The sequence below is a fragment of the Paraburkholderia sp. genome (assembly GCF_049581445.1).
Taxonomy (GTDB): domain Bacteria; phylum Pseudomonadota; class Gammaproteobacteria; order Burkholderiales; family Burkholderiaceae; genus Paraburkholderia.
In genome coordinates this window covers 26689-49531 of the sequence record NZ_JBAURZ010000174.1, presented here as the reverse complement: position 1 = coordinate 49531, position 22843 = coordinate 26689, and the positions used below count along the sequence as shown (strand labels likewise).

Sequence of the window (22843 nt, the reverse complement as noted above, 5' to 3'; positions counted from 1 at the left end):
GCCGGGCGCTGAGCGCCTGCCGTACCGGACGATCCTCACCGATCCGTCGGTGCTGTCCACCTTTTTCCTGGGCTTCGCCGTCTACTGGATGCTGGGCCAGAACCTGACCTGGCTGCCGACCTATCTCGAGAAGGGTCTGGGCTTCAGCAGTGTTGAAGCTGGACGCTGGTTCGCGGTGGTCACGGAAGTCGCGGCGCCCGTCAACATCGGCCTGAGCTGGTTGTCGCAACGCTTGCTGCAGCGCGGCGCATCGACACGGCAGGCGCGTGCGCAGTTCGTCTGCCTGATGATGCTCGTCGGCGCCGCACTGTTTCTCGTGCTGCCGATGCTGAATCTGCCGCCGGTTCAACGAGTGTTGCTGTTCACCCTCGCCGGTGCGCTGCCGACGCTGTGCTTCACCCTCGCCCCCGCACTGCTCGCTGAGGTCGTGCCGGCGAGCCAACGCGGCGCCATCGTCTCGATCCATACCGCAGTTGCCAGTTTCGGCGCCGCGATCGCACCGGTCGTAATGGGACGCATCGTGCAGACGCACGGCAGCGTCGGCTCGCAGGCTTATGAGATGGGCTTCGTCACGGGCGCGGTACTGTTGATCGTCGCAGCGCTCACCGGCCTGCGCTGGCTGCACCCCGAACGCTCAAACCGCGCGCTGAACGGCTCGCGCGCACCGGCCACCGCCTGATCCTCCTTACTCGACAAGATCGCATGAGCACAGCAGCCACGCCAGCATCAACCGCATCCACGAAAGGCCCGGATTCCGCGCTCGCAACGGCCTTTGACTACATCATCATCGGCGCGGGCTCGGCCGGTTGCGCCGTGGCATCGCGCCTCGCCGAAGATGCATCGGTCACCGTGGCGCTGCTGGAAGCAGGCCCCCACGATCACCACTTCAGCGTATGGACACCCATCGGACTCGCGGGCACCGTGCCCAAGGCCGGCCCGCGCAACTACGCGTACTACACGGAGCCGCAAGCCGGCTTCAACGGCCGCAGGTCGTATCAGCCGCGCGGCCGCGGACTTGGTGGAAGTTCCTCGATCAACGGCATGGTGTACATCCGCGGCCATCGCACCGACTACGACGAATGGGTGAGCCTCGGCTGCCCTGGCTGGAGTTTCGACGACGTACTGCCCTACTTCCGGCGCAGCGAACAGAACCAGCGCAACAGCGGCCGTGAGGACAACGTCTGGCACGGCGGCAGCGGCCCCTTGCATGTCAGTGATCTGCGCACGCCCAACCCGTTCTCGGAGCGCTTCGTGCAGGCTGCGATGCAAGCCGGTTTGCCGCTGAATCACGACTTCAACGGCGAGGAACAGGAAGGCGCCGGACTTTATCAGGTGACACAGCACAATGGCGAGCGCTGGAATGCCGCCCGTGCGTACCTGCATCGCGGCAATGCGAACGATCTCGCGCACAACGGCGGACGCAAGGGATTGACCGTGCTGACCGACACCCAGGCGTTACGTCTGACATTCGAGGGCAAGCGCGCGACTGGCGTCGACGTGATGCGCTCGGGTGTCGCGCAAACGTTGCGGGCGCGGCGCGAAGTCATCGTCAGCGGCGGCGCGTTCAATTCGCCGCAACTATTGATGGCCTCCGGCATCGGTCCCGCCGCGCACCTGCGCGAGCATGGCATCGCAGTGGTTCACGACCTTCCAGGCGTCGGCGAGAACCTCCAGGACCATCTCGACATCATCGTCAACAAGCAGGTTCCGTCGCTGGACCTGTATGGCTACTCGGCACGCGGTGCGCTGCGGCTCGTCGGCGAAATCTTGCGCTACCGGCGCGAGCGTACCGGCATGGTCGCCTCCAATTTCGCCGAAGCGGGTGCGTTTGTGAAGAGCCGTCCGAATCTGGCGACGCCCGACGTGCAACTCGCGTTCATCCTCGCGATGCTGGGCAATCGCAATATGGCGCAGCGCCGCAAGCTCGGTCACGGCTACTCGTGCCATGCGTACATCCTGCGGCCGCAAAGCCGGGGTCACGTGCGGCTGCGCTCGCCGGACATGCGCGACGCACCGTTGATCGATCCGCGTTTCCTCTCTGCTGAAGCCGACATGGACGCTCTGGTGGCCGGCGTGCGCATAGTGCGGCGGATCTTCGCCCAGCCCGCGCTCGCTGAAGCGGGCGGCAAGGAATTGCTGACCGACGAGTTTGGCCCGGATAGCTCGAACGAAGACGCGATTCGCGCGTACATCCGTGCGCATGCGGACAGCGTCTATCACCCCGTCGGCACCTGCAAGATGGGCACCGACGCGATGGCAGTCGTCGATCCCAATCTGCGCGTGCACGGCGTCGATGGCCTGCGCGTCGTCGATGCGTCGATCATGCCGACGCTCGTCGGCGGCAATACGAACGCGCCGGCCATCATGATCGGCGAGAAAGCCGCCGATCTGATTCGTGCGACGAGGTGCTCGCCGGGCGTCGCTGCATCAGAACCAAGATATACGGCATCAGCCGAGAACTGACTCGCTAGTTGCGCTTCGCCCCTCGGAAAGCGCACCGCCCTTACTCAATCACTCCGGCGTCGTAATGCAAATGGCGCCCCCATCTGGAGACACGAAATGCAAGCTACCGCAACCGCTCTGGCCCCTACCTACGCCACCGCTCATGACGTCGAAAGCTGGCCGTTCAGCGTTGAACGATCCACACCCACCATCGGCGCGCAGATCGGCGGCATTGACCTGCGCGAACCGCTCGACGACGACACCTATCTCGCGCTGCGTCGCGCGTTGCTCAAGTACAAGGTCCTGTTCTTCCGCGAACAGGACATCACACCGGCACAGCAAGTTGCGCTCGCGCGTCGCTTCGGTGAACTGGAAGTGCACCCAACCTTCCCTCATCATCCCGACCACGACGAACTCGTGATCATCGGCCGCAATGAAACGAAGCGCGGCCGCGAAAACCTGTATCACACGGACGTGTCGTGGCGCGAAATCCCATCAATGGGGTCCATGCTGCGTTGCGTGCAGTGCCCTGAAGTGGGTGGCGATACCATCTGGATCAACATGGTGGCCGCATACGAGAACCTGCCGGACGACGTGAAAGCGCGCATCGACGGGCTGACTGCTGTCCACGAATTCCTGCCGCTGTTCGGCATTGTCATACCCGAGGATCAGCACGCCGCAATGCGCCAGAAATATCCGCCCGCGGTTCATCCGGTCGTGCGCACGCACCCGGAAACAGGCGAAAAGATTCTCTACGTCAACGAGGCGTTCACGACGTATCTGGCGAACTACGGCCACAAGACCGCGCAGCAATACCGGATCGGCTTCGATTACAAGCTCGCTGAAATGGACTTGCTGCAGTACCTGTTTCGTCAGGCGCAGGCGCCCGAGTATCAGGTTCGCCTGCGCTGGCAGCCGAACACAATTGCGTTCTGGGACAACCGCGCGTGCCAGCACTATGCCGTGCAGGACTATTTTCCGGCACCCCGGCACATGATGCGCGCGACCATCATCGGCGACCGTCCGGTCTAACGCGGCAACTAAGGCGAACGTTTCGGGAACAACAAGATGAAGACACTCAACAGGTTTTATATCAACGGCGCGTGGGTCGAACCCGCCGCGGGCGGCACCTTCGCGGACATCGTCGATCCGGCCACCGAGGAACGGACCGGCAAACTGTCGATGGGCACCGCGGCGGATGTCGAGCGGGCCGTCGACGCCGCGCGAGCCGCCTTTCCGGCGTGGTCGCAATCGACGCGCGAAGAACGGATGGCGTTGCTCGAACGCATCATCGATCTGTACCGCTCGCGGCTTGGTGACATTGCCGAAGCGGTATGCGCGGAGATCGGTGCCCCGATCTCTTTGTGCAAAGGTCTGCAAGCGCCGATCGGTCTCGCACAGTTGCAAGCCGCGCTCGATACGCTGCGTGATTTCAGGTTCGAGACGCAACATGGCAAGAGCTATGTGCGGCGCGAAGCGGTCGGGGTCGCAGCGCTCATCACACCATGGAACTGGCCGTTGAACCAGATCACCGCGAAGGTCGCGCCAGCGCTGGCAGCCGGCTGCACTGTCGTGCTCAAACCATCCGAAATCGCCCCGCTCGACGCGGTGATCTTCGCTGAGATCATGCACGAAGCCGGCGTACCCGCCGGCGTGTTCAACATGATCTTCGGCGACGGAGCGGTCGTCGGCGCGGCGCTGTCGTCGCATCCGGGCGTGGACATGGTGTCGATCACCGGGTCGACCCGGGCCGGTGTCCAGGTCGCGATCAGCGCCGCACCCACGGTCAAGCGTGTCGCACAGGAGCTCGGCGGCAAGTCGCCGCTGCTGATCCTGGATGATGCCGATCTGCAGACGGCGGTCACGAGTGGCGTCGCCCAATGCATGGCCAACTCGGGCCAGACCTGTGTTGCGCCAACCCGCATGCTGGTGCCGCGCGAGCGTTATGAGGAAGCGGTGAAGATTGCCGCCGCTGTAGCCGATGCGGTGGCGGTAGGCGACCCCGCCAATCCAGCGACGAAGATGGGACCGATCTCCAACCGCGCGCAATACGACAAGGTGCAACGGATGATCGCCGTCGGCATCGCGGAAGGCGCGCGTGTTGCGGCCGGCGGCCTTGGCCGGCCGCCCGGTCTCGAACGCGGCTTCTATGCCCGTCCGACGATCTTCGCCGATGTGCGCAACGACATGAGCATTGCGCGTGAGGAGATTTTCGGGCCGGTGCTGACGATGATTCCCTACGACGGCGAAGAGGATGCCATCGCCATCGCCAACGACACCGAGTACGGACTCGCGGGATACATCGCGTCGAGCGATGCCGAGCGCGCTCGACGCGTCGCGGCGCGTCTGCGAGTCGGCTCGGTACGGATCAACGGCGCAATGCTGGATATCACCGTACCGTTCGGCGGCTATAAGACCTCGGGCAATGGCCGCGAATATGGCGCAGAGGGTCTTGCCGAGTTTCTGGAGTGCAAGTCGGTGACTGTGTAACCAGGCGTCACGCACACGCCATACGACATGGCGAAAACGGAAGCCGCATGCTGTCTTTGGACGGCATGCGGCACGGCGATCAGCCCGGCATCCTGCTGCGCCTCAATTGCGTTGCAACCGACACGCGATCCGCCGGATAAACCGTATCGCTGATCTCAAGTATCTTGCCCGCCGCGTCCTTGTAATGGCGCACGAGCCGCAAGCCAGCCGAGCCGGTGTCGACGTTCAAGCGGCGTGCGAGAGGCGCGTCGATCAAGGTCCCCGTCACGACCTGACGAATCTCCGAGATCACTTGCCCGCCTTCACGCTCGATCAGGAAGCTAACCAGCACTTCCGGATTCGCGCGCACCGTATCCGCAATCCGGGAGAGCGTCGCGTCGATGTAGATGTCCGCCCATGCAATTGGCGCGCCGCCTTTGCGGACATCGACACGCAAACCTGCGAACACGATCCATTCGCTGCCGACGGGCGCTTCGAGTCGGCGCGCCGTCGCACGGTCAAGCGTGACGTGATGCACGCTTTCGATCTCACGAATTTCGGTGGCCGCGACGCGCACCAGATCGTCGACCGTGCCGAACGACTGTGTGTACGTGGTATCCGGGTTCGCGCTCTGCACGACCGTGCCCACCGATTTCTTCCGCGAAATGTAGCCGAGATCCTGCAGCAGCTTTAGCGCAGCGCGCACCGTATGGCGGCTTACGCCGCGCTGTTCGGCGAGTTCATGCTCGGTAGGCAACAGGCTACCCACGACATGACGGCCCGCGACGATGTCCTTGATCAGCGCGCTCGCCAGCTCCCCGTAGCGGGTGGACGACGCAGATGATTCGAGCGTGCTTTGGTTCGACAAAGCGGTGTTCATGGGCGACTGTCAGGGTTGTGAGTCGGAAAAGAACCGCTGCGCGGCTGGCTGCGGCAACGTCATTCCCGTGACTCTAGCCTTTTCGAGCACCGTCCAGAAATAACGATAGGTCGCGCGGTCGTGCAATTCTCCCTGGTACTGGATCGGCCCCCAACCCGCGTCGTGTGCCGCGCATAGAATCGCGGCGGCGTCTGTCACTTCGGCAAAATCCGGGCGCATCGCCGCGACGATCGGTGCGATCTGCGCAGGGTGGATGCTCCACATGCGCAGGAAGCCGAATTCGTTGCGGGCTCGCGTCGCGTCGGCCGCGATCACGCCGGCATCCTTCAGGTTCAGGCAGACGTTATGCGCGGGCACGATGCCATTGGCGAGCGCAGCGGCAACCATATCCGCTTTGGCGCGCGCGAGCAGCGCGTGCTCGAACTGGCCGGGACTGCGCATCGCCGCTGCGGGAATGGCGCCGTGATGGCCGCTGACAAAATCCATCAGGCCAAAGTCCAGCACTTCGATATGCGGCAACGAGGCAATCGCAAAGACCTCGCGCAGCGCACCGTGCGTTTCGATCAGCACGTGCACCGGTATTGCCCGATGCACGCCGGCTCTGCCCGCTACTAAGCCGATATGGTCGATCACCTCGGCAATCTGCTCATGCCGGGTCGCCTTGGGAATCGTGATATACGCCACCCGCTCTGCCGCGTCGCCGACGATGATGTCGACCTCCTGCCGCCACGCGGCATGAGCCGGGTCATGGATGCGTACGCCCGCGCGGCCAAAACGGTTTGCGGCGGAGTTGAGCATGCGCGCCACCATCTGCGCATGCTCACGCTCCTCGCCGGCGGCGGCGCCGTCCTCACAATCGCAGGTAATGTCGAAGACGGGGCCGAGTTCTGCCTGCAGGTCGAACGCCTTGCCGATCAGTTTCTCGCTGCCAGCGAAATGCTCGCAAGCGGCCAACATGGGAAATGCTTTTTCGCCAGCAAACAGGGCGTCGCGCGGATGCGTAGTTGCAACCATAAAGTTCTCCGATATCCGGGTTAGGTAGTCGACTGTCTTTGAAGTCCGGGAAGTCTCGGAATGGCGACGGTGTAGTCCAGATCGAGCACGACATGCTCAGGATGCGTCGGCCGCTGGCCCGTTGCGTCAGCGAAGACGATCGACACTGGACTCGCGTTCTTTACACCGATCGTGCGCACGCGAAGTCCACCGACGGGGCTGCCATCGCCCAGATCGATCTTTTCGAGAACCTGGGTCGCGCAAGCAAGCGTGTCGCCAGCATGGGTCGGATTCACATGACTACCGCTGTTGATCGCAAGGAAGGACAGTGCGTTTTCCAGGCCATCGTAGGTCAGCGCCTTGCAGATCGACATGACGTGACCGCCATAGACCAGCCGCTGCTTGCCTTGAGCGGCCGCGGCATAGCCGTCGAAGTGCGCCTTCGCCGTGTTCTGGTACAGACGTGTCGCGATGCTGTGATCGCTGTCATTGACTGTCATTGCGCCAGGGTGATCGATGCGCTCGCCGACCTCGTAGTCATCCCAAAGCGCCTCAATACCAGTCATGGTCACGATGTCGCGCACCCCCGCCAAATAGTCGGCACGAGGCAGCCGCGCGCTTGCCACCACAGCTTCCAGCGACGGTACGACGGGCTCGCTGCAGCGCGCTTCGAAATTGCGCTTGTGCACCATCACCCAGCGAATCCACGTCAGCACTTCACGACCGTGTTGATTACTCGCGCTTGAACGCACGTAGACCACCCCGCTCTTACGGTTCGAGTTCTCCTTCGTCCCGATGATCGTCGTCTCTACGCTCAGCGTGTCGCCCGGGTACACATCGGCGACGAAACGCACGTCGGCGTAGCCGAGATTGGCCACGGCATTCAGCGAAATATCGGGCACGGTCTTACCGAACGCCGTGTTGAAAACCAGCAGGTCTTCAAGCGGACGCTGCTCAAAGCCGAGCGCATGCGCATTCGTCTGCGCCGTGCCAAGCGCCGCGCGGCTGCCAGTAAGACCGATATAAAGGCTCCTGTCGGCTTCCGTCAGGGTGCGCGGTGTGGCATGGCGAATCGTCATGCCCAGATGAAAATCCTCGAAGTAGTTGCCTGTCCTGTTCTTTGTCGTCGCCACCGCTCCTCCTGTCATTACACCCGTCTCTTTGTACGGACATAGTGTTGGTCAGACGGTGCACTGTCAACCGGGCCACACGTGCGTTGAGCGCTTTTATGTCAGACCCACCCGATTCGGGTAGGCAATCAGAAATCGCTTGTCAGGGGGTACTGCATGGCCGCTACTATGTCCGTACATACCCGCTGGCGGAAACGGCGAGATCGCAATACCCAAGGAGCAGACACCGTGCAAAAACTGTCCGAAGAACGACGTATGATTCAGGAGACGGCGCGCCAATTCACGATGGAACGCGTCCTGCCGCTCGCCAACAAACTCGATCCGGAGAAAGGCCGTATCCCGCGTGAGCTGATCGACGAAATGGGTGAACTCGGTTACTTCGGTATCCTGATTCCTGAGGAATACGGCGGGCTGGGTCTTGGTGCCTACGAGTACTGCCTCGTAGCTGAGCAACTCTCGCGCGGCTGGATGAGCGTGGGCAGCCTGATCGCGCGCGGCAATGGTCTGATCGGCGCATTGAAAGGCCTGCCTCCAGAGAAGAAGGCCGACTACCTTCCGCGCATGGCGCGTGGCGAATTCCTCGGTGCGTTCTCGCTATCGGAAGCGAACGCCGGCTCGGACGTGTCGAACATTTCGTGCCGCGCAGTGCGGGTCGGCGACGAATGGGAAATCACTGGCAGCAAATACTGGTGCACTTTCGCGGACGACGCTGATTTCATCCTCGTGATTGCGCGCACCGATCCCGTGATCGATCCCAAGGCGCGTCATCGCGGCCTGAGCGCCTTCATGGTCGAGAAGCCACGCGGCCAGTTGCCCGAAGGCGTCCAGGGCAGCGTCATCCCGAAGATCGGATATCACGGCTGGACTACCTGGGAGTTGGCCTTCGATCGCTGCCGGGTATCGGCCGCGAAGATGGTCGGGGAAGAAGGCAAGGCGTTTTATCTCGCCACCGCCGGTCTTGAAACGGCGCGCGCGCATACCGCGGCGCGTTCGATCGGACTTGCTCAGGGCAGTCTCGAAGACGCACTGCGCTATGCGAGCGAGCGCAACCAGTTCGGCTCGCCGATTGCGCATTTTCAGGCGATCCGTTTCAAGCTTGCCGACATGGCCACCCAGATCGAAGCGTCACGTGCGTTGCTCTATGCCGTCTGCGAGAAGATCGACGAAGGCGAGCGCTGCGATATCGAAGCGGCCATGGTGAAGCTGTTCGCGAGCGAGATGTCGGAGCGCGTCACCAGCGAAGGCTTGCAGATTCACGGCGGCGCGGGGTACACGACTCACTTTCCCGCCGAGCGTTACTGGCGCGACGCGCGACTCACCAAAATCTTCGAGGGCACGTCGGAAATCCAGATGCGGATCATCTCCGACGCCTTGCTCGGCAAGATAGCGGCCTGAAGGCGCGAGGCCATCCATGAACCCATCCCGTATGCAGGACGAAGCCGGCATCACGACACAAGCTGCGCGCTTTGCGACCGACAGGTCCGTTAGTTTTCCGAGCGCCGCACTCAACTTCGCACGCCTGTCCTTTTACGACATTTTCGCTGTTGCACTGGCCGGGCAGGACGAACCCGCTAGCCGCATCGTGCGTGAACTGGTGGTGCGCGAAGGCGGCACGCCGCAGGCCAGCGCATTTGGGATGGAGACACGCATTCCGCCACGGGCGGCGGCGTTGCTGAACGGCACGGTGGCGCATGCGCTCGACTACGACGACACGCACTTTGCGTTCGTTGGCCATCCGAGCGTTGCGGTGCTGCCCGCTGCGCTTGCGGTAGCCGAGCAGCAGCAGGCGGACGGCAACGCCGTCCTTGAAGCGTTTTTATGTGGTGTCGAAGCCACCTGTCGCATCGGCCAGTGGCTTGGGCGTGCTCACTACAATGCGGGCTTTCATCAGACAGCGACCTCCGGGGCTTTCGGCGCCACGGCCGCTTGCTCACGCCTGCTAGGCCTCGATGTCACGCAAGCCACCCACGCTTTCGGTCTCGCCGCCACGCGCGCGTCCGGGCTCAAATGCCAGTTCGGCTCGATGGGCAAACCCTTTCACGCGGGCATGGCCGCAGCCAACGGCGTAGAGGCGGCAACGCTCGCATCGCTCGGCTTTGAATCGCGGCGCGATGCGATCGAAGGTACGGGCGGGTTTGCATCCACACATGGCGCGCAGACGGCCCATGGCAGCGATCCGTTCGGCGGCCTGCCGCAGCACTTTCGTTTCGTCGACGTTCAGTACAAGTTTCATGCGTGCTGTCATGGCACGCACCCGGCCCTGGAGGCGCTGCTCGCGCTGCGCACCAAACACGGCCTTCTGACCGAGGATATAGACCGGGTCAGGCTGCACATCAATCCGCAGTGGCTGCCCGTCTGCTGCATTGCGCGACCGCAAACCGGACTCGAAGCCAAGTTCAGTCTGGCGTTCACTGCCGCGATGGTGCTCAACGGACTGGACACGGCAGCGCCAGGCGCGTTTTCGGTTTCGATGTGCGGCGACCCGGCGCTCGTCAGCCTCATGCAGCGCGTATCGATCCACGCTGATCCGGAGGTAACCGATACCGCCAGCCGAGCTGTCATTGAGACGCGCGATGGATCGTGCTTCGAACACACGGTCGAACTCGCGGATCCAATACCGTCCGCGGAGCAACTCAAGAAATTGCAAGGTAAAGCACGCGCGCTGATCGGCGCAGCCCTGAGCGAGGATCTGTGGTGCCTCGTTGAAGCGCTGCACACGTTGCCCGCTCGCGAAGTTTATCCACGCATTCACGCTTTGATGAACCCGTGAGCCGGGGCGCTATAAGCCGCCACTGCACATCGAGACCGCACGAAATCGAAGAAGGAACGGAATGAACCAGTCCACGCAGCCGCCCTCCCAAGCCACAGGCGCTCTCGCAGGCCTCCGCGTGATCGACCTGACGCAGATGCTGGCCGGTCCATTCTGCACGCAGATTCTTGCGGACCATGGGGCGGAAGTGATCAAGGTTGAGGCGATGAGCGGCGACGGCACCCGCAGCACAGGACCATTTCGCGACGACGACACGCTGCGCGATTTCGGTGGCTATTTCCAGAGCGTAAACCGCAACAAGCAGTCGATCGCAGTGGACCTGAAAAACCCGCAAGGCCGCGAAATCGTCCGCCGGCTGATCGATGGCGCCGATATCGTGGTGGAGAATTTCCGCGCCGGTGTGATGGAACGCCTCGGTCTCTCGTACGAACAGTTACGCGAAACCAACCCGCGTCTGGTCTATGGTGCGGTGCGAGGGTTCGGCGATCCGCGCAGCGGCGCCAGCCCTTATGCGGACTGGCCCGCCTACGACGTGGTATCGCAAGCAATGGGCGGCATGATGGGCATTACCGGCCCCGACCGCGAGACGCCCACCAAGATCGGCCCAGGAGTCGGCGACACCGTGCCCGCGTTGATGCTATGCCTGGGCATTCTTGCCGCCGTGTATCGCGCCCGCGAAACCGGTGAAGGCCAGTTCGTCGACGTCGCCATGACCGACTGTGTGCTGGCGATGTGTGAACGCATCGTCTATCAGCGTTCTTACACGGGCGTCGTATCGGCACCCGAAGGCAATCGCCATCCCCTGCTCTGCCCGTTCGGCCTGTTTCGCGCTCGCGATGGCTGGGTATCGATTGCCTGCGCGCACGACGGCTTCTGGGAAAAACTCGCCCATGCGATGGATCGCCCTGATCTCATCACCGACCCGGCATTCGCGACCAACGCGGCGCGCGTGACGAACGCGCAACGCGTGATCGATACGATCGAGGGTTTCACGTCCGTGCGCACGAAGGAAGAACTCGCGCAATGTCTGGGATCGCGGGTGCCGTTTGGGCCGGTTTATACGTCGGCGGAGATATTCGCGGACCCGCACTACCAGGTGCGTGAAATGTTGGTCGACGTTGAGCAACCCGGTTCAAGCGAGCCTGTCAAGATCGCCGGCGTGCCGATCAAGCTGAGCCGCACGCCAGGCGCGGTGCGTCACCGTGCGCCGCTGCTCGGCGAGCATACTGCAGACATCCTGCTGCGCGCGGGCTACGCGTTGGACGATATCCAGCAGATGCGTGATTCCGGCACGGTGCGTCAGGCATGAGCACGGCCGCCTCCTTTCGAACCGGACGGGTCGTTCGCCTTCGCACGTTGGCAACTCCCGCAGGAGAATTCTTATGAGCATCCATGGCAAAGCCTGGATCGTCGGAGCCTATGAACACCCGACCCGCAAGGCGCCCGACAAGACCGTCCCGCAGTTGCACGCGGAATGCGCGAAAGGCGCGCTTGACGACGCGGGGTTGACGCTGCGCGATATCGACGGCTATTTTTGCGCGGGCGACGCACCAGGCCTCGGCCCGCTCAACATGGTCGACTACCTCGGTCTGACCGTGCGCCATGTTGATTCCACCGACATGGGCGGCTGCGCGTATCTCGCGCACGTATCCCATGCCGCGCAGGCCATCGCGGCGGGCAAATGCAATGTCGCGCTGATCACACTGGCGGGACGCCCACGCTCCGAAGGTTCGAGCGGCACGCAGGCGCGCAACTGGGGCAAGGATCTGCCTGACCTCCCGTTCGAGGCGCCGTTCAGGCCGCTGACCGTAAATCTGTACGCGATGGTGGCGATGCGTCACATGTATGAATACGGTACCACCAGCGAGCAACTCGCCTGGATCAAGGTGGCCGCATCGCATCATGCACAGCACAACCCGAATGCGATGTTGCGCGATGTCGTCACCGTGGAAGATGTGCTCGCCTCGCAGATGATCTCCGATCCGCTGCACCGGCTGGACTGCTGTGTGGTTTCAGACGGCGGCGGCGCGTTGATCGTCGCCCGTCCGGAAATCGCGGCTACGCTCGGCGGCCGTGCAGTCAAGATCCGCGGCGCGGGCGAAGCGGTCAAGGGACAGCTTGGTGGCGCCGTCGATCTGAGCTGGTCGGCGGCCAGATTCTCCGGCGCCGCTGCATTCGCCGAAGCACGCGTCACACCCGCCGATATCCAGTACGCCTCGATCTACGACAGCTTTACGATCACCGTACTGATGCAGCTCGAAGACCTGGGGTTTTGCAAAAAGGGCGAAGGCGGCAAATTTGTCGCTGACGGCAACCTGATCTCCGGCGTTGGCAGACTGCCGTTCAATACAGACGGTGGCGGCCTGTGCAGCAGCCACCCGGCCAATCGCGGCGGCATCACAAAGGTGATCGAGGCGGTCCGGCAGTTACGTGGCGAGGCGCACCCAGCCGTGCAGGTGAAGAACTGCACGCTCGCGCTGGCACAGGGCACGGGTGGCTACCTCGGCTCACGTCACGGCAGCGCCACCTTGATCCTCGAACGGGAGCAATGACATGACATCCGCCACGACACCCGGTTCTTTTCCTGCCCCCGCTGAATGGCCGGACAACGCGGAATTCTGGCAAGCCGCACGCGAGCACCGCTTGCTACTGAAACATTGCGACGCATGCGGCAAGCCTCATTGGTACCCGCGCATGCTGTGCCCGTTCTGCATGGGCACGACGCACTGGAAAGCGTCTAGCGGGCACGGCACGGTCTATTCGTTCAGCGTCACGCGACGCGCCGGTCCCGAGCCGTTTTGCATCGCTTACGTCACGCTCGACGAAGGCGTGTCGATGATGACCCATATCGTCAACTGCGATCTCGACGCGGTGCATATCGGACAAAGAGTACGCGTGGTATTCGCACCGACGGAAAACGGCGCGCCGGTACCGACGTTTACTCCCGCATGACGCGCGTGCGAGGACGACGCCCGATCGCTTCAGGCCAGGTGCGCCGCCTGGACGTATGGCTGCACACCATCGACAGCGGCCAGACCACATATCAGCCGCTCAACAGAGACAAGGAGGCATTCCAATGAACTTCGACGTGCCCAGCGAATGGGTCGATTTCGGCGACGCGCTGATCCGGTTCATCGACCGTGAAGTGGTGGGACTCGAGCATGAGCATCGCACGCTGCTGGCGAGCGAACGGACCATCTACACAGAAAACGGCCGCTACGCGCCCGCCGTGCTGGCACTGCGCAGGCAGGTTCGGATGCGCTCGGCGGAACTGGGCTTCTATACCGCGCTTGCCGCCGAATCGCTCGGCGGCGGGGGGCTAGGCACCCAGGCCGCCGTGTACATTCAGGAGCGACTCAACGCGCATTGCGGACCGGAGCGGCATCTGGTGCAAACGGTTGTGTTGCCGTCGCCTTTTACGAATGGGTTGTCTCCCGTGCTGAAGCACATGGACCCCGCCATACTGGCGACCTGTCACGAAGCGCTGGCAAGCGGCGACAAGACCATGTGCTTCGGCCTGAGCGAGCCGGATGCCGGCTCCGACGTCTTCGGCATGCGCACGCGCGCCGTGCGCGACGGCGATCACTGGAAAATCAGCGGCACCAAGCAGTGGATCACTAATGCGCCCTACGCCGACTATGCGATGATCTTCGCTGTCACAGATGAGGACGAGGCGCGTGCGCGCCGCGGCGGCATCACCGGTTTCTTCCTGCCCACCGAGACTGCAGGATTCTCGGTGCCGAGTGTGATTCCGATCATGGGCCATCTTGGCGCGGACATCGGCATCATTACGCTCGATAGTGTACGGGTGCCGGACAGCCACCGCCTCGGACCCGTCAACCGAGGTTTGTCGGTTGCGCTGGATGGCGTCAATGCCGGGCGGCTGAGCATGGCGGCATCATGCGTCGGTCTCGCGCGCTGGGCGCTCGACCAGGCGCTAGCCTACGCCCAGGTGCGCAAGACGTTCGGGGAGGCGATTGCCGGGCATCAGGCCGTGCAGTTCATGTTGGCGGAATGCGCGATGGACATCTACGCCTGCAAGTCGATGGTCCGGCATTGCGCGTGGCTGGTCGACTCCGGTCAGCCTGCGACGAAAGAAGTGTCGATCGTCAAGGCATCGGCGACGGAGATGGTCGGTCGCGTGATGGATCGCGCGATCCAGATTCATGGCGGCATGGGTCTCACGAACGAACTGCGTCTCGAAGCGGGCTACCGCTGGGCGCGCACCATGCGCATTCCGGACGGCACGTCCGAGATCCAGCGCCGCACGATCGCACGCCGGTTGCTGGACGGCGACACGGCGTTCTGAGACCGGCAGACAGTAATCTGGCAAGTAACCTGCATGGGCCCTGAGCAAGCGCTCTGCATCGGACCGGAGTAAGCGCTAAAGCCCTAACTCCGGTCGACAGGAGACACAAATATGGCACAAATTTCCACCACTACGGATATCGTCGAACGTCCTGCGAGCCCGCTTTACGTCAGCGCGGACGCAGTCCTGCGCGGTGTACCGGATCACTTTCATGTGCCCGCAACCACGCTGTTTGAGAATCTCGAACTCTCGGCACGGCGTTTTCCCGACAAGGTGGCAATCCAGTTCTACGGCACGGCAATCACGTATGCCGCATTGTTTGCTGAAGTTGAGCGCATGGCTGGCTATCTGCAACACAAGTGCGGCGTGCAACGTGGCGACCGGGTTGCGTTGTTCAGCCAGAACAGCCCGCAATTCATCGTCGCCTACTTTGCGATTCTGCGCGCGGACGCCGTCGTGGTGCCCGTCAATGCGATGCTCGTCGAGAGCGAGTTGCACCACATCGTCGTGGATAGCGGCGCGATTGCCGCCTTTGCCGCGAGCGAATTGCTGGAGCGGCTGGCGCCTTTGGTGGGCGTCACGCCGCTGCGGCACATCGTCGTCCATCACTATGGCGATGCGCTGACAGGCGACGACACGGGTCTGTCCGTGCCCGACTGGGTGCGCTCGCGCTCATCTGGTGGGCCGTTGCCTGAGGGCGCCGTGCGCTGGCTCGACGCCCTGGCGCAAGCACAACCGCCCGCGCCGCACAGCAGCGGTCCCGACGACCTTTGCATGCTTCCGTACACGTCTGGCACCACTGGCGCGCCGAAGGCCTGCATGCATACGCATCGCACGGTGATGACGTCGGTAGCTGGCTCCCAGCTCTGGCGCCGCTCGCACGCCGAATCGGCCTACCTGGCCGTGGCGCCGCTGTTCCACCTGCTCGGCCTGCAGAACAGCGTCAACGGTCCCATCTACATGGGCGGCACCATCGTTTTGCTGCCACGCTGGGACGCCCGAACCGCTGCCCAATTGATCGCACGTCATCGCGTCACTTTCTGGGCCGCGCCGCCGCCGATGCTGGTGGAATTCTTCGCACAACCGGGGATCGACACTTTCGACGTGAGCAGCCTGAGCGTGGTCGTCGGCGGCGGCGCGGCGGTGCCGGAAGGGACGGCCCGGCTCATGAAGGAACGCTATGGATTGCAATTCGTCGAAGGTTACGGCCTGACGGAAACCGCTTCGTTTCTGATCGCCAATCCGATGCATGCGCCACGAGTCGGCCACCTGGGCATCGCCACGTATGGCGTGGACGCGCGTGTCATCGACCCGGTTACCTTCGAGATGTTGCCGCCGGGAGAAATCGGCGAAATCGCAGTGCATGGCGCGCAGGTCATGCTCGGCTACTGGAACAAACCGAGGGCCAACGAGGAGAGCTTCATCGCGATCGACGGCAAGCGTTTCTTTCGCACTGGAGATCTGGCAAGCGTCGATGCGGACGGCTACTTCACCATGCGTGACCGTCTGAAGCGGATGGTAAATGCGTCCGGTTACAAGGTTTGGCCGGCTGAGGTGGAAGCCGCGCTGCATACGCATCCGGCCATTCAGGAAGCGTGCGTGATTGCCGCGCGCGACGCGCACCGCGGTGAAACCGTGAAGGCGATCATTGTGCTGAAGGCCGACTGTCTCGACGTCACCCCGGACGCGCTGCTCGCGTGGTGTCGTGCGAACATGGCGACTTACAAGGCGCCACGGATCATTCAGATCGTCGAGCAGTTACCGCGTTCGGCCACCGGCAAGATTGCATGGCGCGAATTGCAGGAGCAGGAGATGCAAGGCAAGCCGCTGCCGAATCTCAAGGTTTGAAGGAAGGCAGCAGCGTGAAACCCCGATGCGTGACGCACAGCAGGTGTGTCACGCATCGGGCGCATCTGGCGTCGAGGTAGATGCGAAGTGTCGCAGCGCATTCCCTGAAACCGCGTATACCGGACTTGTCACGCCATCAATGCAACATGGCCGGCTCAGCAGATTCGCGAGCCGGCCATGTGAACGCTATACGTTGAACGCTAGGCGTGTCCTACCCACGGTTCAGAACGACGACAACGTCAACGCGTTTTTCACCGAAGTCACCCCGGCCACACCCTCGGCCGCGTGCGTCGCCATGTCCACCTGAGACTCCTCGGGAACCGTGCCTTCCAGCGTCACGGCTCCGTTGTTGGCGCGCACGGTGATCGTGCTATTGCGAAGTCCCTTAGTTTTGGTCAACGCGCGCAGCACGTCTTTTTGCAGCGCGCGATTGGCGGCCTTGATCGCTTTCGGATCAGTTGCCCCACTTGCAACGGGCGCCGAGGCCGCGTTGCTGCTTTGCGCGTGCACCTCGGCGTTACCCGTCAGGACGAGCGTGCCGACAGCCAGCACAATGGCCATAGTCGTTGTTTTCATGAATCGTTTCCTCTGGTCTCTTATCAAGGCTTTGCGGGCGGCCCGAGGCCACCTTCGCCTTCGACGACGCCACTTAGGGTCGCCGATCTTCGTGATTGCGGTTAGAAGCGGTGGGTCATGCCCAGCACGGCGAGAACCTGCTTCGAGCCGCTGGCCACACCCGTGGTGCCCGGCCAGCTCACGTTCGCGCTGCCATTGTTTTTCATGTAACCGGCGCGCATATAGAAGCTGGTGCGCTTTGAAATGTTGTGATCGACACCGACCTCGATGCCCGGCGTGTTGTCATGGACGCCACGCACATCGCGCTCAATACCAGCAATCTCGATGCTGTCTGCAGCGGTGGCCTGGATCGTGGCCCCCAGTTCGACAATACTGAACGCGTGCACAAACGTCGAAAGCGGCACCTTCAGCGCTGGCGTGATCGTTACGAGCGAACCCGCCGGCACGTCGTTCGGCTTGTTGTATGTATAGTTCAGCTGAAAGTTTACGATCCCCCAGCGATAAGCCAATGCACTGGTGAAGTGTTCCATGCCCACCAGGTTGAAGGTCGTCATGAGGCTCGGTGCGCTAGCCACGAGTGGTGCGCTCTCTTGCCCACCATGCTGGAATTGATATCCCAACCCTGCGTAAAAGCCGTAGCCTGAGTAGTTAGCCGCGAGGTCTAGCATATTGCCGCTGGTCGTCACCAGAGGCTGCGTCACCGTGGCAGGGAGCGCATACATGGCATAGAGGTGCACTCCGCGCATGTCCGGCGACGTATAGACAATCGAATTGCTGGTGCGCCCGGCAATGTACTGGGTCGCGAGCGTTGCCTTGTCGCTCGCCCCGGCGAGGTCGGCCGCCGAAAGTGGCGACAGGACTTCATTGCCACGGAACGGATCCGAAAAATAAATGGCCCAGAAACTCGGTTGATACTGACGCCCGAAAGTCAGCGCGCCATACGTGTCGTCTTTCAGGCCAACCCATGACTGGCGATAGAACAGCGTCGACGTGTTCGCAAAGAGCGATCCGTTGTTGAGATTAAATCCCGTCTCGACATCGAATATCGCCTTCAGTCCGTTACCCAGATCCTCGTTACCCTTGAGGCCGAACTGGGTACCGGTCGATCCACCGCTTCTTTCGGAATACGAATGGTTTCCGCCATTATCCTGGTACTGGACAAAGGTGTCCGCTACCCCGTAAAGCGTCACGCTCGACTGCGCGGCGGCACCGCCCGCGGCGAGCATCATCGTCGCGGTACAAATGCTCGTTCTGACAAAACGCATGCATGTCTCCCCTTTATGTTTGCCGCGTCCGGCGGACGCGGGTAAATCAAACTCAAGCAGGTGCCGGCCAGTCGCCAATGCGGCAGCACGCCCGGATCAAAGCGGGGCGGCAGGTCATGGCAAACCACCGCCCTCGATCAATCGGTGAGACCGCTGTATAGCCATGTATCCTGGGGCGAAGCATCGATATCTCACGTTGATTGCGTTGTGCGGCAATCTTGCAGTCATGCTCACGCGCTTGACCTACCCGAACGGAGGGGGGACGGGAATACCCCGACCTGCCCGGAACGAAGTTGAATACGCAGATCGGGCAGCCCCCCAATCGAGGGGGGTGCTAGCGTCCGCCGTTCATCTAGGCTGGGTGCGTACCGATCACTTCCGCACCGACATCGGGCGAGACCGAGAACTTCCATGGACCCGACTCCATCGCAATCCCCTTCGCGCCGGCCGTTGCATTGCCGCCAGATCGTCTGCACGGGCTATGTGCGCAGCGACGGTCTCTTCGACATCGAAGGACGCATGCAGGACATCAAGTCAGACGACAGCACACTTCTGTTCAAAGAGGTCCCAGCCGGCGAGCCAATCCACGCCATGCGCGTCGTTGTGACAGTCGACGCGGGCCTCGTGATCCACCATATAGAGGCGCGTACGGAGATCGGACCTTCGCCGTTTTGTGCCGACATCAACGAGGCGTATGCCGCATTAAAAGGCGTCACGCTGGCAGCGGGATTCATGAAGGAAGTGAAGCGCCGCGTCGGCGGCGCGAGAGGCTGCACGCATCTCACCGAGTTGCTCGGCCCAATTGCTACCACGGCGATCCAGACCATGATGGGCTTGCACAGTTCAACCGCACCAGAGCGCGCGAGGGTCGAAGAGGACAAGCACCGCGCCGGGCATCCCATGGTGGACACCTGCTATGCGTGGCGGCGAGACGGCGAAGTGGTCAACTTTGTCCGTTCGAGGGACCGAGCTTCGATACCCGTCAATGAGCATGCCGTCAATGAGCATGTCGTCAATGAGCATGTCGCCAATGAGCATGCCGCGAATGAACGCGTCTGACGGGCGCGAGGCGAGCGCATCGCCGCGATGCCCAGTCAAGTTCGGCGACGATGGGCTGGCGCATGATGCCCGTCGCTGCCCATCCTATTTTTGCGACAGATGTGAGGGCCAGAAAGCCCGCTTCGCTGCGCTACAATACAGCGATCACAACTTCGGCCTCTTTGGCCGCTGGCCACGAGGCGCAGCGCCATTGCCGCAAGGCGCAAGTCACCATGTCGCAGAATTCTCTTCCTCCGGACGAGCGCCGGGCCACCATCGCCACGAGCGAGATCAAGGCCGATCCCCGTTTGATTCCCCCACGTAGCGCCACGCGCATCGTCGCGCGCGAGCGACTGCTCACGCAGTTGCTCGATGCCCGGCGCAAACGTTGCATCGTGCTTCAGGGTCCTGCCGGATGTGGCAAGACCACTGCGCTGGTTGGCTGGCGTGAAGCATTGCTGCCGCTCGGCTACGATTTCGCGTGGCTCACGCTCGTACCCGACGACAACGACATTACGCACTGTCTGGACTACCTGGTCGCGAGCCTCGCGCAGGTCGATCCCGCGATGTGCCACGAGGCTGCCCTGCTGGGCGGCCGTGGTGTGGACGACGAAGCAGTCGAGCGCACCGTGATTGCTCTTGTGCGCGGCATCGCGAGCCACCCTGCTGAAGTCGTGCTAGTGCTCGACGACCTGCATCATCTGACCAACCCGCGCAGTCACGAAGCGTTGCAATGGCTGCTCGACTACGCACCGCCGAATCTGCATGTCGCGCTGGTATCGCGGGGCGTCGTGCCGCTTTCGCTGGGCCGCTTGCGCGACCAGGGGCTCGTGCTTGAACTCGACATGCGTGATTTACGCTTCACGGCAGCAGAATCGGAAGAATTCCTGAAGGCGCAACTGGGCGACATCCGCTCGCGCGACGCCAGGCAGATGCACGAAATGACCGATGGCTGGGTCGCCGGACTGCAACTGTTCGCCATGCGCCTGAAACGGAAAAAACCTGGCACTCCGGATAACGCGTCGTCCGATGCACTAACCAACGCGCAATTGCAGGACGCTCGTGGATTCGCGGACTATTTCGAACGCGAAGTCCTGTCGAGGCTATCGCCCCCCGAAGTGGAGTTGCTGATCCGCATGGCCACCTGCGTGCGCGTATGTGCGCCGTTGTGCGTCGCGCTAATCGGCGACGCCCAGCGGCCTGAAGAGGTGCTCTCGCTGCTGACGCGGCTGGAAAGCGAAAATCTGTTCATCGCCCCCGTCGAGCGTTCCGGCAGTGAAACCTGGTATCGCCTGAACCCCCTGTTTCGCGAAACGTTGCTCGAACGCTTTCGCGCGCGCAGCGAATTTCAACAGTGCGAAGTGCATCACGCAGCATGGATCTGGTTTCGCGATCATGACCAGCCGGACGAAGCGGTCCGCCACGCGTTGCTGGCCGGTGAAACGGCCGCGGCGGCGGATCTCGTGCAGCGGGTCGCCCGAACCATGCAGGTCAAGGGCGACCTGCGCAAGCTGGTTGGGCTCATTCGGCTACTCCCGCTGGCGGAGATCCAGTCGCGCATCTCGCTACGGCTGTGGATGCTCCATCTGCATCTTTACGCACGCGAATTCGAGGCGTGTGCGGCCGGCATCGCACGGTTAGATGCCGAAGTCGCCGGACTCGATGCCGACTCGCGCTACCGGCTCACGCTGCTGAAAGCCGTGTTCGCCGTGCAGCAGGACGACACCGAGAGCGCGATGGCCGTGCTGCCGCAACTGCTGCATGCGCCTGCGGGCTCGGACGCCTACGCCATCGGCAGCCGCAATAACCTGCTGTCGTGGCTGTACATGCGCAGGGGCGAGTACGAGCACGCTCGGCGGATCCAACTCGATGCGCCCCCGCTGCTGCTCGACGGCGTGCCGCTTGCCGGCACCGCGGGCGGCATGCTGAACGGGCGCTGCATCATGGGCTTCAGTTATGCGCTCGAGGGCAAGTTCGTGCAGGTGGAACGCATCTGCCGCGACGTCCTGTTCGACGCCGACCAGCGCGGCAGCGCGGCGGCTGAACCGGCATGCTTCGCAGCCGCGCTGCTCGGCGAGGTGCTATATGAATTCAACGACCTGGACGCCGCGCGCAAGCTCCTGGAAGACCGCATCGACGTGCTCGAACGCGTGTCGATACCCGACTCGGTGCTGCGCGTGCTCATCGTTCTGTCGTCGGTTCACTGGATCGCCGGACACCGGCTCGATGCATTCGCGTGTCTGGAGCGCCTCGAAGAATACGCGACGCAGCACGGTTTGCATCGCCTCGTTGCCCACAGTCTTGCCGAGCAGGTCCACCGGCATCTGCTGATCGGACAGTTTGACGCCGCCGAGACGCGGCTCGCGCAACTCGACGCACTGGCGGGTCGCATCCCGGCGGCTCGTTCGAGCACGCTGCGCGATGTGGAGGCGCTGGCTACGCGTGCGCACATCAACTGGTGCATCGCTCACGAGGATTTCGAGGGTGCCGCCACGCGTCTATATCCGCTGATCGCGTTGTGCGACGAACAAGGCTGGCAACGGCTTGTCGCGCATCTGCAGATGCAAGGCGCGGCAGTGGACTCCCGCCGCGGCCGGGTGGACGCGGCGCGCCAATCCGTGCTGGCCGCGTTGCGGCGCGGGCATCGGCTGGGACTGCTGCGCAGTATCCTCGACGCGCATCCCGACGCGCTTACGTTGATCGAGCAGGTCGTGCAAGGCGAAGCGCAGGATCCGGTGCTTTCGTTTTACGTCAGCCGCTTGCGGGCGGCGCATCAGCCTGCTGCCGTGCAAGCGGCCAGCCCGACGGACTCCGCTGGCCCGCGCGGGGCATCGATGGCCGGCGTGGAAAGCTTGAGTGAGCGTGAGACAAAAGTCCTGAGCCTGCTGGCCCAGGCATTGCCGAACAAGAAAATTGCACGCACGCTCGGCATTTCACCGGAAACGGTGAAATGGCATCTGAAGAATATCTACGGCAAGCTCGGGGTATCGAGTCGCGACGAGGCGGTGGCGCGAGTGCGCGATCTCGAACGCGGCGTTCCCTCCTGGTCAAGCGACGCTGAAGACGTCTGAAAGCGTTCGCTTCTGCTGCCTATGCCGCCTCTACCTATCCCAGCCTGACAGC

General features: G+C 62.8%; 18 protein-coding genes. 13 read left to right on the top strand and 5 right to left on the bottom strand.

The genetic code is table 11. The features are described 5' to 3' along the window. The 4 genes from WCA85_RS15995 to WCA85_RS15980 form a co-directional block, all read left to right on the top strand. A partial coding sequence (locus tag WCA85_RS15995) for an MFS transporter (protein WP_424065465.1) occupies positions 1 to 679 on the top strand: 679 nt, incomplete at its 5' end. A gap of 23 nt (positions 680 to 702) precedes the next feature. Further along, a complete protein-coding gene (locus WCA85_RS15990; protein ID WP_424065463.1) occupies positions 703 to 2463 on the top strand; it encodes a GMC family oxidoreductase in 1761 nt (586 codons plus the stop codon). A 96-nt stretch (positions 2464 to 2559) separates the two neighbouring features. Beyond that, positions 2560 to 3474 carry a TauD/TfdA dioxygenase family protein gene (locus WCA85_RS15985; protein WP_424065461.1) on the top strand — a complete coding sequence of 305 codons (915 nt, stop codon included), beginning with the start codon at positions 2560 to 2562 and terminating at the stop codon, positions 3472 to 3474. Positions 3475 to 3510: 36 nt separating this feature from the next. After that, positions 3511 to 4932 carry an aldehyde dehydrogenase family protein gene (locus WCA85_RS15980; protein WP_424065459.1) on the top strand — a complete coding sequence of 474 codons (1422 nt, stop codon included), beginning with the start codon at positions 3511 to 3513 and terminating at the stop codon, positions 4930 to 4932. A 79-nt stretch (positions 4933 to 5011) separates the two neighbouring features. Here WCA85_RS15980 and WCA85_RS15975 read toward each other — a convergent pair whose 3' ends face one another. Genes WCA85_RS15975 through WCA85_RS15965 form a run of 3 tightly spaced genes read right to left on the bottom strand, consistent with a single transcriptional unit; the run spans position 5012 to position 7863 of the window. Further along, a complete protein-coding gene (locus WCA85_RS15975; RefSeq protein ID WP_424065457.1) occupies positions 5012 to 5791 on the bottom strand; it encodes a GntR family transcriptional regulator in 780 nt (259 codons plus the stop codon). Positions 5792 to 5800: 9 nt separating this feature from the next. After that, complete coding sequence (locus tag WCA85_RS15970) at positions 5801 to 6805, bottom strand: HpcH/HpaI aldolase/citrate lyase family protein (protein ID WP_424065455.1); 1005 nt, start codon at positions 6803 to 6805, stop codon at positions 5801 to 5803. 20 nt (positions 6806 to 6825) lie between these two features. Further along, positions 6826 to 7863: a MaoC family dehydratase gene (locus WCA85_RS15965; RefSeq protein WP_424065468.1), complete on the bottom strand. Its 1038-nt coding sequence runs from the start codon at positions 7861 to 7863 to the stop codon at positions 6826 to 6828. Between the two features lie 279 nt (positions 7864 to 8142). Here WCA85_RS15965 and WCA85_RS15960 point away from each other — a divergent pair, with 279 nt between their 5' ends. From WCA85_RS15960 to WCA85_RS15930, 7 genes are all read left to right on the top strand, one after another. Continuing rightward, positions 8143 to 9309: an acyl-CoA dehydrogenase family protein gene (locus tag WCA85_RS15960; RefSeq protein WP_424065453.1), complete on the top strand. Its 1167-nt coding sequence runs from the start codon at positions 8143 to 8145 to the stop codon at positions 9307 to 9309. A 16-nt stretch (positions 9310 to 9325) separates the two neighbouring features. Continuing rightward, positions 9326 to 10684 (top strand): MmgE/PrpD family protein, encoded by a 1359-nt coding sequence (locus WCA85_RS15955; RefSeq protein ID WP_424065451.1) that lies wholly within the window; start codon positions 9326 to 9328, stop codon positions 10682 to 10684. Between the two features lie 61 nt (positions 10685 to 10745). Next, entirely contained in the window at positions 10746 to 11993 is a 1248-nt protein-coding gene (locus WCA85_RS15950; RefSeq protein ID WP_424065449.1) for a CaiB/BaiF CoA transferase family protein, read from the top strand. A gap of 73 nt (positions 11994 to 12066) precedes the next feature. Continuing rightward, positions 12067 to 13236 carry a thiolase domain-containing protein gene (locus WCA85_RS15945; RefSeq protein WP_424065448.1) on the top strand — a complete coding sequence of 390 codons (1170 nt, stop codon included), beginning with the start codon at positions 12067 to 12069 and terminating at the stop codon, positions 13234 to 13236. Between the two features lies 1 nt (position 13237). After that, positions 13238 to 13636, top strand: a complete 399-nt coding sequence (locus WCA85_RS15940) for a Zn-ribbon domain-containing OB-fold protein (protein WP_424065447.1) — start codon at positions 13238 to 13240, stop codon at positions 13634 to 13636. A 124-nt stretch (positions 13637 to 13760) separates the two neighbouring features. Further along, positions 13761 to 14993 carry an acyl-CoA dehydrogenase family protein gene (locus WCA85_RS15935; RefSeq protein WP_424065445.1) on the top strand — a complete coding sequence of 411 codons (1233 nt, stop codon included), beginning with the start codon at positions 13761 to 13763 and terminating at the stop codon, positions 14991 to 14993. 111 nt (positions 14994 to 15104) lie between these two features. After that, positions 15105 to 16841, top strand: coding sequence for a long-chain fatty acid--CoA ligase (locus WCA85_RS15930; protein WP_424065443.1), 1737 nt, complete (start codon positions 15105 to 15107; stop codon positions 16839 to 16841). A 222-nt stretch (positions 16842 to 17063) separates the two neighbouring features. Here WCA85_RS15930 and WCA85_RS15925 read toward each other — a convergent pair whose 3' ends face one another. Further along, on the bottom strand, positions 17064 to 17417 hold the full coding sequence (locus tag WCA85_RS15925; RefSeq protein WP_424065442.1) for a BON domain-containing protein: 354 nt from the start codon (positions 17415 to 17417) through the stop codon (positions 17064 to 17066). Positions 17418 to 17518: 101 nt separating this feature from the next. After that, positions 17519 to 18682, bottom strand: coding sequence for a porin (locus WCA85_RS15920; RefSeq protein WP_424065440.1), 1164 nt, complete (start codon positions 18680 to 18682; stop codon positions 17519 to 17521). A 411-nt stretch (positions 18683 to 19093) separates the two neighbouring features. Between WCA85_RS15920 and WCA85_RS15915 the strand changes: the two genes are divergently transcribed. Both WCA85_RS15915 and WCA85_RS15910 read left to right on the top strand, forming a co-directional pair. Next, entirely contained in the window at positions 19094 to 19741 is a 648-nt protein-coding gene (locus tag WCA85_RS15915; protein WP_424065438.1) for a DUF2889 domain-containing protein, read from the top strand. A 212-nt stretch (positions 19742 to 19953) separates the two neighbouring features. Beyond that, on the top strand, positions 19954 to 22791 hold the full coding sequence (locus WCA85_RS15910; RefSeq protein ID WP_424065437.1) for a LuxR C-terminal-related transcriptional regulator: 2838 nt from the start codon (positions 19954 to 19956) through the stop codon (positions 22789 to 22791). Positions 22792 to 22843 lie beyond the last annotated feature (52 nt).

What these genes read in the sequence shown, in the direction of transcription:
- WCA85_RS15965 (WP_424065468.1), bottom strand. Translation starts at nt 7,863, where the DNA reads ATGACGATTCGCCATGCCACACCGCGCACCCTGACGGAAGCCGACAGG.
- WCA85_RS15950 (WP_424065449.1), top strand. Translation starts at nt 10,746, where the DNA reads ATGAACCAGTCCACGCAGCCGCCCTCCCAAGCCACAGGCGCTCTCGCA.
- WCA85_RS15980 (WP_424065459.1), top strand. Translation starts at nt 3,511, where the DNA reads ATGAAGACACTCAACAGGTTTTATATCAACGGCGCGTGGGTCGAACCC.
- WCA85_RS15985 (WP_424065461.1), top strand. Translation starts at nt 2,560, where the DNA reads ATGCAAGCTACCGCAACCGCTCTGGCCCCTACCTACGCCACCGCTCAT.
- WCA85_RS15945 (WP_424065448.1), top strand. Translation starts at nt 12,067, where the DNA reads ATGAGCATCCATGGCAAAGCCTGGATCGTCGGAGCCTATGAACACCCG.
- WCA85_RS15920 (WP_424065440.1), bottom strand. Translation starts at nt 18,682, where the DNA reads ATGCGTTTTGTCAGAACGAGCATTTGTACCGCGACGATGATGCTCGCC.
- WCA85_RS15970 (WP_424065455.1), bottom strand. Translation starts at nt 6,805, where the DNA reads ATGGTTGCAACTACGCATCCGCGCGACGCCCTGTTTGCTGGCGAAAAA.
- WCA85_RS15940 (WP_424065447.1), top strand. Translation starts at nt 13,238, where the DNA reads ATGACATCCGCCACGACACCCGGTTCTTTTCCTGCCCCCGCTGAATGG.
- WCA85_RS15915 (WP_424065438.1), top strand. Translation starts at nt 19,094, where the DNA reads ATGGACCCGACTCCATCGCAATCCCCTTCGCGCCGGCCGTTGCATTGC.
- WCA85_RS15990 (WP_424065463.1), top strand. Translation starts at nt 703, where the DNA reads ATGAGCACAGCAGCCACGCCAGCATCAACCGCATCCACGAAAGGCCCG.
- WCA85_RS15955 (WP_424065451.1), top strand. Translation starts at nt 9,326, where the DNA reads ATGAACCCATCCCGTATGCAGGACGAAGCCGGCATCACGACACAAGCT.
- WCA85_RS15975 (WP_424065457.1), bottom strand. Translation starts at nt 5,791, where the DNA reads ATGAACACCGCTTTGTCGAACCAAAGCACGCTCGAATCATCTGCGTCG.
- WCA85_RS15930 (WP_424065443.1), top strand. Translation starts at nt 15,105, where the DNA reads ATGGCACAAATTTCCACCACTACGGATATCGTCGAACGTCCTGCGAGC.
- WCA85_RS15925 (WP_424065442.1), bottom strand. Translation starts at nt 17,417, where the DNA reads ATGAAAACAACGACTATGGCCATTGTGCTGGCTGTCGGCACGCTCGTC.
- WCA85_RS15935 (WP_424065445.1), top strand. Translation starts at nt 13,761, where the DNA reads ATGAACTTCGACGTGCCCAGCGAATGGGTCGATTTCGGCGACGCGCTG.
- WCA85_RS15910 (WP_424065437.1), top strand. Translation starts at nt 19,954, where the DNA reads ATGTCGCAGAATTCTCTTCCTCCGGACGAGCGCCGGGCCACCATCGCC.